The sequence below is a fragment of the Rhizobium herbae genome (assembly GCF_019511375.1).
GTDB classification, from domain to species: domain Bacteria; phylum Pseudomonadota; class Alphaproteobacteria; order Rhizobiales; family Rhizobiaceae; genus Pararhizobium; species Pararhizobium herbae_A.
The window spans coordinates 603,965-616,976 of record NZ_JAEUAO010000003.1 but is presented as its reverse complement, the minus strand read 5'-3'; the positions used below and the strand labels follow the sequence as shown (position 1 = coordinate 616,976).

Here is a 13,012-nt window from a genome sequence, read left to right as displayed (position 1 = left end):
GCCCAGGCTGCGAGGCAGGCATTCCAGAGATGGAGGGCGTTGCGGGCATGTTGCCTCGGTGGGTTTTCATATTTTCATCTCGGCGATCATTCACACGGTATCGGCATTATGTACAACAGCGTCGTTGCCGTTGAAGGGAAGGGATGGATCAGGCACGGGTGCGGAAAACGCAGTCACCGGTGTCACCGACGCCGACGACCTTCATTTCCTCGCATGGCCGAGGCTGATGGCAAACCGGCGGATGTTGTCTTGATGCGTATAGGCACTTTCATCTGGTCGGGGAGGCGTTCAGGAACATAAGCATCTTGCAACAACTCAGCAAGAATCATCGGATTCCATGTCTTCTGGTCATGACCCAGCCACGCGGGAGCGAACCAGTCCCAAACGCCGTGCGTCGTCCAACAGCGCCCTGACGGAAGAAGGCTGCCATTTGCGGCCACCACGCGGGGGGCGCTCCTGCATCTGCTCCAACTGGGCGGCAATGCCACGCAAAGAGAGATGGGGCTCGGAAATGGCGATCCCGGCGACGACCTTCATCAGACGATCCTCGGGTGGCCGGCGCGGGGAACGCTGGATCAACTCCGGTTCCGCCAAGCGTTCACGCACCATGCGATGCACCGCGCGTCGTAAGCGTTCGACTGTCCAGTCGAGCCCCTTGCGATTGAGAATACGCACGACATCCTCCCAGCTGTGCTGTGGCCGCAGATGCCGGACCGTCGGCAGCCATGCTTGCGCCGATGACGTCAATTCATTGAGGTAGGCGCGGTCGCGTGCGTCCGAGACGGCGCGGATTGCGTCCGGTCTGTGTTGCCGCAGCCCGGGATTGCCGGCGAGTCGCCCGCGAGCCTTGGCCGCTTTCATGCCGGCCTTTGTCCGTTCCGCAAGGAGCGAGCGTTCCAACCGAGCCACTGCTTCGAGGACTTGCACGGACAGCTTGCCGTGTGGCGTCGAGGTGTCGATCGGATCGTGGAGGGAGCGGAAATGCACACTACGCTTGTCCAGGTCTTCGATGACTTCAAGCAAGTGTCTTACCGACTGCGCCAGTCGATCGAGCCGCACGACGACAAGTACATCGCCAGGATCAAGGTCCCGCAGCAGCCTCGCAAGGACAGGTCTGCTCCCCGTGCTGCCGGGTTCCTGCTCCTGATGGATGCGGTGACAACCGGCAGCTCTCAGTTCGTCGATCTGCGTATCGATGGACTGCTCCTCCGTGGAGAGCCGGGCATATCCGATCAGCCTCGAGTGCAGGGAAGGCGGAGGCGTGTTCATGGTTGGGGGCATGTGGCTTCCTCCTTGTTCTGAAGAGCGTTTGTACAGATATACGATGCGCAATAATGTACCTTTGAAAACGAGTTTTATATGCAAGATTAAGCGCCGTACAGCACGAAATAGGGCGAAGAGCGAGTTGATGCACGTCACGTCGGCAAAGGCGCGCCTGTGGGCCGCCATGGCCGAAATGCTTGTGAGAGTGGGTAAACGTGGGCCGCCGAATTTTTTAACGTGCCGGGCGCCGCTTCGGGGGCAGACGGAAACTCCGCGTCGTGTTAGGACCGAGCCGGTCATCCGTCACTGATCGAGCCCAGAGAGCGATTGCCTTGCCATTATCGTTCGTTTTGCGAAGGCGACGGGCAGTGCGGTTTTGTGCATATTGACGCGGCTTAGTGCACATGATGTCCGGGTGTTGGCCGGTGAAAGCAGGCGGTCGATCAGATCTTCACGTCGTCCGCTCCAAGTCGGTAAACAATCTCAAGGTGACCTGCCGGACGGCGACGCTCAGCGGGCGGTCGCACACCAGCCGGTATTGGCAGGGTTACCAAACAGTTTGGACATCACAATCGTCAGGCGCGAGACACTCGTACTCAGACGCGTCGCCACCTCCTCGTCGAGCAACATCTCCGGGGGGGCAGAATCGGTCCGCTTCTGCTTCGAGAAAGCCGACGGGGCGGAAAGGCAGCAAGACTCCATGTCGTGGCGGACCTCTTTACGAAGCAGTCGTTGTTCGGCGCGATTTCTTAAATCCCTGATCCGTCGAATTGCTGGGCGTCGCTGCCTTCCCAAGGTGAGGGCATCGAGAGGCGATTGAGATTGGCCGAGGGCATCGGCATCCAACACTTCAACTCCGGCTCCGCGTATTCGATGATGTGCCCGGGCGAGGAATCAGACGCGCGCCAGCCTTCTCCACCGAACTGATCACCATTCGACCAATAGGCAAGGTCAACTGCTGCCGGCCCCTGTTCGGTCGGGCGGATCGTGACTAAGATCCGACTACCATCTTTCGGTGCGCTGGCCATGTGGCGCCAGCGGTCTGTCTCGTCCATCGTTTTTCCTCCTGCCTTGCTGCGGGTTGCAACTGTCGCCTCGCCATCGAAAACGGTCAAATCAAACTTTGCGAAACCAGGCCTTCAATTTAGAAACGATGCACCCGATCTCCGATCCACCTTTGAGAACTGCGGAAATATGAACACTGGCTCGCGGGTCAGCTCCACGTCGCGAGACGCCGATTTCGTGCCTTATCACCATTTAAGGGGGCCCGCAGGTCGCTACACACGGGCCTTACCGCATCGTTCGGAGATAGGCTGAGGGGGCGTTTCCTCGAAGGTGCGAGAACTGTTTTGGAGCGCCCCGAACGGAGACGCCGACCTCGGCCACTGCCGCCGACGCAAACGGGCAACTCGCCGTCTGATCTGCTCCATTGAAAACACAGTGACTGGAAATGCTGAAACCACACGGATTTCTTCACGACTTCTAAATTAAACGCGCGCATAGCTTGACCCTGAGGTGGCCGGCTACACCAGCTTGAAGCGGTTGGAATCGATGAATCGCGGCGGCCTCTCGCCTGAGGAAATCCCGTTCGTTAAGTGTGACAATGCCCAGAGAGATCGATACCACCCGGCAATTCTTCTTCAAGGTCATTCTGCCGCTGGCTCTGCTGACCGCATTGCTGCTCGTCGGTTCGGGCGGTGGCCTGATATGGCTTGCGAACTATCAGACGAACACCGCGATTGGTGAGCAGGCGCGACTGGCGCGCGCTGCGGTCAAGGTTCACGGCGAAGCGCTTGCCAAGGGAGCATCAGATTACGGCCACTGGGACGAGGCCGTGGTTGCCATTGTCGATCGCTTCGACTTTCCCTGGGTTGATGGCAACATCGGCCAGGCGGGTTCAACCAGTTATGGCTTGGCGATGTCATTCGTGCTGGATCCGGAAAATCGCTCTGTCTACTCCCATGTCGATGGGAAAGGTGGAGCTGTCGACGCCCGGTCGCTGTTGTCCAATGGCTTCAATGAACTCGTCGCGCGCAACCGAGCCGGCGATCACATCAGTGCGACATTCGGTCTTGTCACGGCGCGAGACGCCCTCGCTATGGTTGCGGTAGCGCCTTTGCGTCCCTTCGATGACAAAGAAAGACCGCAGGAGACTGGATATCTGATCGTTTTCGTCGATGTCTTGAACGAGGCCCGCTTGGCCGAGCTTGGTCAAACCTATCTGTTGCCCAATCTGCGGCTTGTTGACATCGATGATGCGAGTGTCGATCCCCGGGCGCGAATTCGCGTTTCCGACGAGATGCGGGCAACGGCACGTTATCTCGCCTGGGATCCTGTGCGCCCCGGAGATGCACTCTTGCGAACGGCCGGACCGGTTCTTGTCGTCACCCTTTGCGCCTTCTTTGTTCTGTCGATCTTCGTGCTGCGCTATTCGAGCGAGGCCGCACGATTGATCCGTAGCAGCGAGGCTCGCGCCATGCGCGACGCACTTACCGGACTGCCCAACCGGGTGCTGTTGCTTGATCGCCTGGATCGCTTGGTCGGACATCTCAAGAGCCGCCAGCCGGGCGTGGCGCTCATGTATCTCGATTTGGACGGCTTCAAAGCGGTCAACGACGGGCACGGCCACGCCGCTGGCGATGAGCTTCTCTGCCAGGTCGCGGAGCGGTTGCGATCGCTCCTTCGCGGTCAGGATACGGCCGCCCGCCTCGGCGGCGATGAGTTCGTCGTGGTCATGCCGGGGCTGACCAATCACGCGGAGTTGCGGGCGCGGGCGAGCTGGATCATCGATACTTTGCGCTCCCCCTATCGATTAGGAGACACCGTGATCGAAATCGGTGTCAGCATTGGCATCGCCGTTTCGCCCACCGATGGACAGGAAAGCGCCGATCTCCTGCAGAAGGCCGATCGAGCGCTTTACTTGGCCAAGTCCAGCGGCAAAGGCAATGCGCGCTTCCACTCGGAAAATCCCCTGCAGGTGGTGAGCGGCTGAGTATTCTACGATGCGGGTTGCCGGAACGCATCTGAGCTGAAAGACCATTCCGCTTGCCGTCCGCTCGAAATGGACATTTCTGCCACCGGTGATTGGGGCCACAATCGAACCGTTGAGGGAGTGGGATGATGGGCACGGCGCCGGCGGTGCTTTCGCCATTTTATAACCAGCCGACCGAATTTCAGCTCGGCTCGCTATCAAGTATGCGCTCATAAAGCTTCACATAATCCCGCGCCATCCGCTCGACTGCGAAGCGCTGGGTGACGAGTTCTCGTGGCTTGTGTCTGTCGATACCTGTCACGGCTTCAACTGCGGCCACGGCTTGTTGCAGACTGTCGACAATAAATCCGGTCCGCCCGTGCTCGATAATTTCGGGCATCGAACCGCGCCTGGTGGCAATGACCGGCGTTCCGCAGGCCATGGCTTCGACCACCGACAGTCCGAATGGCTCCTCGAAATTGATCAGGTGGAGAAGCGCATGTGCGCGGCCGAGGATTACGCGCTTTTCGACGCCGACCGGTTCATGCAGAATGACGGATCTCCCGTCGATCTTCGGCTTCACGCTGCGCTCGAAATAATCACCGTCTTGTATGATGCCGTAGATATGCAGTCTGCGGCCGCAGGCATTGGCAACCTCGATTGCTTCCTTCGTCCCCTTGTCCGGATGGATCCGCCCGAAAAAAAGCAGGTCTTCACTGCCTTTCGGATCAAATTGAAAATCCTCGACCCGAATCCCATGATGAATTGTCGCGGCATAGCGGAGTCCCGGATGTCGGTCGGCGTTGCTGATTGCCACGAAGTGCACACGCTCCTCATAAGGCTTGTACATCGGCAAGATGCGTTCCGACGAAAATCCGTGGATTGTCGTCACCATGGGTGTTCGCACCAGGCCGGAAAATGCATGCGCGGGAAAATCCGCCTGATTGTGGATTATGTCGAAGCGATCGGCCCGTTCGAACAGGTAAGCAAGATGTCGGTATTCCCAGACCTTCGCATCGATGGATGGATCATCGCAATAGGGAGCGGGGACAATGCCATCGAGCTTGGCCGTGGTCAGGCTGTCGCGCGTAGCAAACAATGTCACATCGATACCGCGGGCAACAAGCGCTTCCGTCAGGAGGTGAGTGACCAGTTCCCAAGGGCCGTAGTGGCGGGGGGGTGTGCGCCAGGCAATCGGCGCCAGCATGGCGATTCGCATGAGGTGACCCTTACGGCGAGCGGTTGCGCCAAGAAGCGCCCAACCTCATCAGCGTTCCCTGGCCGATGGGACCGCCCGTGCGAGGTTGGATTGGAGCGGTGCGAGTGCGTGTGATTAACAGGGTCATGGTAACTGACCTACAGCGTCACGAATTCACCATCATACCACGTCCTCGACAATTGAGGCATTGCGCCTGAGAACCCGTCGCGCGAGCGGCGCGCCCGTTTAGGACAACCAGTCATCGTGCAGATCGCGATCGCTCGGGCTTGCCGGCTCGCTTGCTTCGGTTGGTACGATCTTCTTCAGAAACGATGGCGCTCAGTTCATCCTCTCTGATTGTCTCCCGCTCCAAAAGGAGCTTTGCCGATCGCTCCAGAATTGCCCGCTGCTCTTCAAGCAGCGCGACAGTGCGATCGAACGCGTTCTCGATAATTTTGCGTACCTCTTCGTCTAGAATCGCCGCAGTTTCCTCGGAATAATCGCGTTCGCTCGGGCCGGAATACAGCGGATCAGTCGTCAGCAGCGAACGGCGATCCCTCTCCAGCGCGACATGGCCGAGTTTTGCCGTCATCCCATAGCGCGCGACGATCGCGCGTGCGATGTCCGTCACCTTCACGAGGTCGTCTGCGGCCCCTGTGGACAGATGACCGAAAACGATCCATTCCGCTGCACGTCCGCCAAGCAGGACCGCCATCTTGTTTTCAAGCTCCTCTTTCGTCATCAGGAAGCGATCCTCCGTGGGGCGTTGGATCGTGTAGCCGAGTGAGCCTATACCGCGCGGGATGATCGAGACCTTGTGCACGGCGTCCATTCCCGGCAGTGCCATGGCCACCAGCGCATGACCCATTTCATGATAGGCGACGATTTCGCGCTCCCTTGGATTGAGCAGCCTGTTGCGTTTCTCAAGCCCTGCGATAATTCGCTCGATCGCATTGTTGAAATCGTCCATCGTGACCGCTTGGGCTTTGCGCCGGGTCGCCAGCAGGGTTGCTTCATTAACGAGATTGGCGAGGTCCGCGCCGGTGAAGCCGGGCGTCAGTGCGGCGATCTGTTCGGGCCGAACATCCGACGCAAGCTTGGCCGTCCTCAGATGTACATCGAGGATTTGCGCGCGCCCGCTTTTGTCGGGGCGGTCGACGAGCACCTGACGATCGAAGCGTCCCGACCTCAACAGCGCTGGGTCGAGAATTTCCGGGCGATTGGTGGCCGCGAGCAGGATGAGACCAGTCGAAGAGTCGAATCCGTCGAGTTCGACCAGCAACTGGTTCAAGGTCTGCTCTTTTTCGTCATGGCCGGCCATTGGCCCGATGCCGCGTGCCCGCCCGAGCGCATCAAGCTCATCGATGAAGATGATGGCCGGCGCCTTCGCTCGGGCCTGTTCGAAGAGATCGCGCACGCGGGCAGCACCGACACCGACGAACATCTCCACGAATTCGGAGCCAGAAATGGAGAAAAACGGCACGCCTGCCTCACCCGCCACGGCTTTTGCAAGCAGCGTCTTGCCAGTGCCGGGTGGTCCCACGAGCAGGATGCCCTTCGGCATCCGACCGCCAAGCCGACCATAGCCTTTGGGGTCCTTGAGAAAGTCGACGATCTCCTTCAACTCATCCTTTGCCTCGTCTACGCCCGCCACGTCCTTGAAAGTCACTCCGGTATCACTCTGAACATAGACCCTTGCCTTCGACTTTCCGATCTGCATGAGGCCACTGCCCATGCTGCCGCCCAAGCGCCTGAACATGAACATCCAGATGCCAACAAAAACGGCGACGGGAATTGCCCATGACAGGAGGTCCCGAAGGAAGGTGCTCTCAACCTGGCCCGTCACGACGACGCCGCCCTTACGCAACCGCTCGGCAAGATCCGGTTCCACGCGAGTCGTGATGAACCTCGGTTTGCCATCGTGCGGCGCCTTCAAGGTCCCTTGGATGAAGCGATCCGAGACTGCGACCTCCTCAATCTTCCCCTCGGAAAGATAGGTTTCGAACTGGCTGTAAGGGATCTCGGCGACCTGCGTGGCCGCCGCGAAGAGATGCTGAAAAAGCATCAGGCCAAAAAAGGCGATGAGCCAGTACCAGACGTTGAACTCGGTCTTCTTGTTCATCTTGGTGCCGTGTACGGTTATGGCTGCGTCAGCGTCGCGGGCTGCTGGCCCTGACGATCGTTACAGACCAAACGCTGTCGGGGTACGGCAGTTCCGCCGGATGGTGGCTAAAAGACCGCCCACGGGGCGATGCATTTCCGCCTTGGCCTTGAAGAAGCCCGACATTGCGCGAACCATTATCGTCGGTGACTTCGCGCCCTTCGACCGCCCGACTTACATGTATGCGAGCCTGCAGAAGCTGAGCCAGCCGCACCTTCACGGATTCAACGCGGATCAAGGGCTTTACAGCTCATCCACTATGATCTGCGATCAAGCGAAATGTCGGTCGGTCCTAGTTATTTTTTCAGAATCACGGATACATTGGCTCGCAGCTCGCCGTTTCCGGAAGATGACTCGCCGGAGCAATGAGCCGATACAGTGACCGGGAGGCTTACAGCGTGCTGACACTTCGACAGATCGAGGTCATTCGCGCCATCATGGTTACGGGCACGATCGCGGGGGCGGCGAAGCTGCTCAACGTCTCGGCGCCGGGAATTAGCCGGTTGATGAAATATACCGAGGATTCGCTCGGCATCAGGCTGTTCAACCGCAGTCATGGCCGCTACGTGCCGACCTCCGAAGCACGCACCGTGTTCGGCCAACTCGATACGGTCTACAAGAAGGTCGAGGACCTGCAATTCGCCATCGAGCGGCTGGGGAAGGGGGAGGGCAGCGAACTCAGCTTCGCCTCGGTGCCGAGCATCGCCAATGTCATGGTGCCTCGCGCCGTCGAACGCGTCATCGGCAAGTATCCCGAACTCGACATCAACATCAACATATTGAAGATCGAGGAGGCTATTGATTACCTGCTTCTGGGGCGGGGGGAGTTCGTCGCGATCAGCAGCCGCTCTGATCATTCCGTCGTTCATTTCGCGCCGCTGGCGACGGGCCGGCTGTTCTGCATCGTGCCCGCCGAAAGTGCGCTTGCGCAGCGCAAATCGATCAGCCCCAAGGAGATCGTCGAGCACCCGCTGATCGGTATCGATCCTAACGATCCCTACGGCGCGATCATGACCGAAATCTTCCGCCGCCAGAACCTGGAATACAGGATGAAGATCAGGGCGCGCTTCGGCACAACTGTCTGCAGCCTGGTGGCGGCTGGAGCAGGCATTGCCATCATTGACCAGTTTACCGTTGCCCATGGCAAGGTGAACGGCATCAAATGCCTTGAAATCGAGGCGGACACAAGGTTCCACGTCTATGTCGCCTATCGCAACGATCTGGCGCTCTCGGTCTTCGCGGAGGAATTCATCACGACGCTGCGCGCAGAGATGCGGTTTGTTTCCGAAAATGCGGAAGGGCGCCGCACCGCCAAAGCCGAAAAAAGCAGCTGAAATCCCGGTCTTCGTTCTGCAGGCAGGCCGTGGGCTCGCATGAGCGATTGGTCTCTGGAAAGATAACATCATGTTATCCGCAAATGATATTTTTGTATTTGCAGTTAAGTTTCATTTTGACGAAACTCGGCGCGGGTGAAGGCAGAAATGCGAGCGGGAGGCTTGCATGCCTGTTTCGAAAGGACTCGGAATCCGATGACATCCATTATGTCGTTAGGTTCCAACCTTGCTTGATCTTTTTCGAAGCCGGAATAGGTCGGAGATGCGCTCTAAAGGGAGGACTATACCAATGAACCGCAGATATTTTCTCGCACTGACGGCAGGTGCCGCCTTTGCAATGGTCGCCGCCGCACCGTTTGCCGCAACGGCGGCGGACCCGATCAAGATTGCCAATGTGATCGAGCTGTCCGGTGCCGGCGCTACTGTCGGCACGAACTGGCGGGACGGCCTGACGCTCGCCTTCGAGGAGATTAATGCCGCGGGCGGCCTGCTCGGCCAGTCGGTGGAGGTTCTGAACTACGATACCCAAACAGACGCGCCGACCTCGCGCGCGATGGTGCAGAAGGCTATCGACGACGGCGCCTATGTCATTCTCGGACCGATTTATTCCGGAACAGTCAAGGTCAACATGCTGGTCGCGCAGCAGAACGGCGTGCCGCAACTCACAGGCGCCGAAGCTCCATTCATCACCGGCATGGGCAACCCCTATATCTTCCGCACCTCCTTCGGCGCGCAGCAGTCGATGCCGAAGCTTGCGAAATACCTTTCCGAAAAAGCCGGCACGAAAACGGTGGCCGTTGCCTGGTCGAATGACGATTTCGGCAAGGGCGGGCGCGATTCCTTCGTTGCCGAAATGGAAAAACACGGCATTCAGGTCGTGGCGGATATTTCGAGCGAAGTCGGGCAGGCGGACTTTGCCGCCGACGTCGTCAAGCTGAAGGGCAGTGGCGCGGAAGCTATCTTCGTCTACCTGCACGAAGAGGAAAGCGCACGCCTGCTCAAGGAAATTCGCAAGCAGGACGTCAAGCAGGCGATCTTCGGCGAAACGACGCTGATGAACCAGAAGGTGATCGATCTCGCCGGTGATGCCGTCAACGGCGTGCGCGGCCACGTGGGCCTGACGGCGGATGCACCGGTTCCGGGCATCGAGGACTTCGTCAAGAAGTTCGAGGCGAAATACAAGTACAAGCCTGACCACAACGCCATCAAGGCCTATACTGGCGCCTATGCCGTGAAGTTCGTCACCAATAAGATCGGCAAGGCCGATCGGCAGGCCTTTGCGGATGCGCTCCATAATCTGACGATCACGCCCGCGGAAGAGCCCGGGATTCTCATGGAGACCTCATGGGACGACAAGGGTGAGATCAATCGTGAAAGCTTCCTCGTCGAAGTCGTCGATGGCAAGCAGAAGGTCATCGAAACCTTGCCGAAGCTCTAAATCCAAAGCGGAGCGCGGCGTGCCGTGGCTCCGCTACTCCTCACGGCGGATAGGTCCATGACAGAATTCATCCAGTTGCTGATTTCCGGTCTCGCCACCGGATCGATCTACGCGTTGGCCGCAATCGGCTTCACGCTCCTTTGGCAGGCATCCCAGACGATCAATTTCGCACAAGGCGAATTCGTCATGCTGCCTGCCTTCTTCGTGCTTGCCGGCATGCATTTCCTTGGTCTCGGTTTCGGGCCGGCGATCCTTCTCGCTCTGGTCGCCTCGCTGCTGATCCTGGGGCTTACCTTCAAGCGCGTAATCATCGATCCGCTACTGCCGCATGGCGTATTGCCAGTGGTGATCGCGACGATCGCGCTCGGCATCCTGATGAAAGAGAGTGTCAAGCAGTTCTACTCGGCCGAAGCCCAGCCCTTCCCGGCGTTGTTTTCGGAGCGGACCATCACCGTTCTCGGCGCGGTCGTCTCGGTGCAGGATATCGCGGTGCTGCTGATTTCGCTTTCGGCGGTGGGTCTCCTGCAGTTCTTCCTGACTGGAACAAAGACCGGCCGCTGCATGCAGGCGACGGCGCAGAATCCGGCGGTTGCGGAAATACTCGGCGTCAACGTCAAGAGAATGATCCTCTATACCTTCCTGATCAACGCAGCGCTGGCACTGCTTGCCTCGGTACTGATCTCGCCCATTTATCTTGCCAAGTTCAACAACGGCGAAACGCTCGGCCTCATCGCCTTCATCGCGGCGATCGTCGGCGGCTTCAACCAGATTCGTGGTGCGATTGCCGGCGGGCTGCTGATCGGCGTTATCGACAACCTCGCCGCGGCCTATGTCTCCGCGCAGTACCGCTCGGCAATCCCGCTGATCCTGCTGATCATCATCATTCTCATCCGCCCGCAGGGTCTCCTCGGCAAGGCAGAAGGACGCACGGTATGAACGCGCGCGCCAATTTCCTCGCAATCCTGGCCGCTGTCGCGGTGCTCGCGGTCCTGCCCTCGTCGCTTTCGACCTACAGCGTCTATGTCCTCTGCTCGTGGATGGTCTTTTCCATCGCGGCAATGGGCCTCAACCTGACGCTCGGCTTTGCCGGGCAGGTCTCCCTGGCGCAGGCCGCCTTCATGGGCATCGGCGCCTATACGACGGCACTGATGACCATGGCCGGCATTCCCTGGCCGCTCGCCATGATCGCCGCCGCCGTCGAATGCTTTCTGATTGGTCTCGTGCTCGGCTATCCGGCGCTGCGCGTCCAGCATCACTTCCTTGCTTTCGTAACGCTCGCCTTCAACGCGCTGGTCTTCCTGGTGCTGCGCAACGAGGAATGGTTGACCGGCGGCACCTATGGCGTGGTCGGCATTCCCCGGCCATCGGTTCTCGGTTTCAGCACCAACCAGCAGACTGGCTTCTACTATGTCGTGTTCGGCTTCTTCCTGGTCTTGAGTGCTGTGCTTTATGGCATACTGCGGTCGCCCTGGGGCCGGGCTTTCCAGGCACTGCGCGAAAACCCGATCCGCGCCAACAGCCTGGGTGTCGATATCCGCCGCATGACGCTGCTTGCCTTCGCTATCGGCTCGGCCTATGGCGGCATCGCCGGCGGGCTTCTCGGGCAACTGGTGCAATTCATCGACCCGAACTCGTTTACGCTGACCATCTCGCTGAAGGTGCTCCTGATGGTGATCGTCGGCGGCGCCGGCTACTTCTTCGGTCCCTATCTGGGTGCCCTTCTGGTCATCCTGATGCCGGAGTTCCTGCGCTTCACCGAAGGCTATTACCTGATGCTCTACGCGCTTCTGGTGATCGTCCTAATGATCTCCTGCCCGAAGGGGCTGCTCGGCATCGTCGATCGCATCAAGCTCAGCATCAAGCTTCGCCAAAATCCGTCGGCTACCGCATGGGAGCAAGGCAAATGAACCCCGTTCTCTCCGTTAAAGGCGTCAGCAAGCATTTCGGGGGCCTTAAAGCCGTCGACGACGTCACCTTCGAAGTCCGTCGGGGCGAGATCCTCGGGCTCATCGGTCCAAACGGCTCCGGCAAGTCGACGCTCTTCAACTGCATCCTCGGGCAGCTTCCTGCCAGCGGCGGGAAGGTCGAGGTAGATGGTAGGGACGTCGCGGGTCTGCGGCCTTGCGATCTCAACCTGCTCGGCGTCGGGCGCACTTTCCAGATGTTGCAGGTCTTCCCGGAGATGACGGTGCTAGAAAACATCATCCTCGCCGGTCAGGAGCACAAGGGAACCATGTTCTCCAGGCTCTTCGGCAAGCCCGATGCCGGTCTCACCGACGAAGCGAAAAGGATGATCGAATTCTTCCGCCTGACGCATCAGACCAACGAGAAGGCAGGCTCGCTCTCCTACGGCCAGCAGAAGCTGCTAGACGCGGCGATGGCCTTCATGGCCGGGCCGAAGCTGGTGCTGCTCGACGAGCCAGCCGGCGGCGTCAATCTGACGATGCTCGCCCATCTGAAAGAGCGCCTGAAGGCTTTCAACGAGGAGCGCGGCGCCACCTTCGTGGTGATCGAGCACAACATGGAATTCGTCATGTCTCTGTGCACGCGCATCATCGTGCTTGCCAACGGCAGGATCATTGCGGAGGGCGAACCGGAAGCGGTGCGCAACGATCCGCAGGTCATCGAAGCGTATCTCGGAGGCTGA

10 protein-coding genes and 1 pseudogene are annotated in these 13,012 nt (G+C 59.2%); 7 read left to right on the top strand and 4 right to left on the bottom strand.

All coding sequences use genetic code 11. The features are described from left to right. Positions 1-348: 348 nt before the first annotated feature. Together JNB71_RS15985 and JNB71_RS15980 are read right to left on the bottom strand one after the other, a co-directional pair. Entirely contained in the window at positions 349-1,281 is a 933-nt protein-coding gene (locus tag JNB71_RS15985) for a recombinase family protein (protein ID WP_220372767.1), read from the bottom strand. A 731-nt stretch (positions 1,282-2,012) separates the two neighbouring features. Continuing rightward, positions 2,013-2,318 carry a hypothetical protein gene (locus tag JNB71_RS15980; RefSeq protein WP_220372766.1) on the bottom strand — a complete coding sequence of 102 codons (306 nt, stop codon included), beginning with the start codon at positions 2,316-2,318 and terminating at the stop codon, positions 2,013-2,015. Positions 2,319-2,866: 548 nt separating this feature from the next. Here JNB71_RS15980 and JNB71_RS15975 point away from each other — a divergent pair. Next, a complete protein-coding gene (locus JNB71_RS15975; RefSeq protein WP_220372765.1) occupies positions 2,867-4,255 on the top strand; it encodes a diguanylate cyclase domain-containing protein in 1,389 nt (462 codons plus the stop codon). Positions 4,256-4,436: 181 nt separating this feature from the next. On the opposite strand, the gene JNB71_RS15970 is transcribed toward JNB71_RS15975, so the two are convergent. Both JNB71_RS15970 and ftsH read right to left on the bottom strand, forming a co-directional pair. Next, entirely contained in the window at positions 4,437-5,453 is a 1,017-nt protein-coding gene (locus JNB71_RS15970; protein WP_220372764.1) for a glycosyltransferase family 4 protein, read from the bottom strand. Between the two features lie 238 nt (positions 5,454-5,691). Beyond that, on the bottom strand, positions 5,692-7,554 hold the full coding sequence (gene ftsH / locus JNB71_RS15965; protein ID WP_220372763.1) for an ATP-dependent zinc metalloprotease FtsH: 1,863 nt from the start codon (positions 7,552-7,554) through the stop codon (positions 5,692-5,694). Positions 7,555-7,696: 142 nt separating this feature from the next. Here ftsH and JNB71_RS24490 point away from each other — a divergent pair. The 6 genes and pseudogenes from JNB71_RS24490 to JNB71_RS15940 all read left to right on the top strand — a co-directional run. Continuing rightward, positions 7,697-7,795, top strand: a pseudogene (locus JNB71_RS24490) (alpha/beta fold hydrolase); the annotation flags it as partial. 196 nt (positions 7,796-7,991) lie between these two features. Next, the gene (locus tag JNB71_RS15960) at positions 7,992-8,927 is read left to right on the top strand and encodes a LysR family transcriptional regulator (RefSeq protein WP_220372762.1); all 936 of its coding nucleotides are present in this window, start codon (positions 7,992-7,994) and stop codon (positions 8,925-8,927) included. Positions 8,928-9,216: 289 nt separating this feature from the next. Next, positions 9,217-10,365 carry an ABC transporter substrate-binding protein gene (locus tag JNB71_RS15955; RefSeq protein WP_220372761.1) on the top strand — a complete coding sequence of 383 codons (1,149 nt, stop codon included), beginning with the start codon at positions 9,217-9,219 and terminating at the stop codon, positions 10,363-10,365. Positions 10,366-10,422: 57 nt separating this feature from the next. After that, complete coding sequence (locus JNB71_RS15950) at positions 10,423-11,301, top strand: branched-chain amino acid ABC transporter permease (RefSeq protein WP_220372760.1); 879 nt, start codon at positions 10,423-10,425, stop codon at positions 11,299-11,301. Beyond that, positions 11,298-12,272, top strand: a complete 975-nt coding sequence (locus tag JNB71_RS15945; RefSeq protein ID WP_220372759.1) for a branched-chain amino acid ABC transporter permease — start codon at positions 11,298-11,300, stop codon at positions 12,270-12,272. The genes JNB71_RS15950 and JNB71_RS15945 overlap by 4 nt, the downstream gene beginning before the upstream one ends. Continuing rightward, positions 12,269-13,012 (top strand): ABC transporter ATP-binding protein, encoded by a 744-nt coding sequence (locus JNB71_RS15940; protein ID WP_220372758.1) that lies wholly within the window; start codon positions 12,269-12,271, stop codon positions 13,010-13,012. Before JNB71_RS15945 ends, JNB71_RS15940 begins: the two co-directional genes overlap by 4 nt.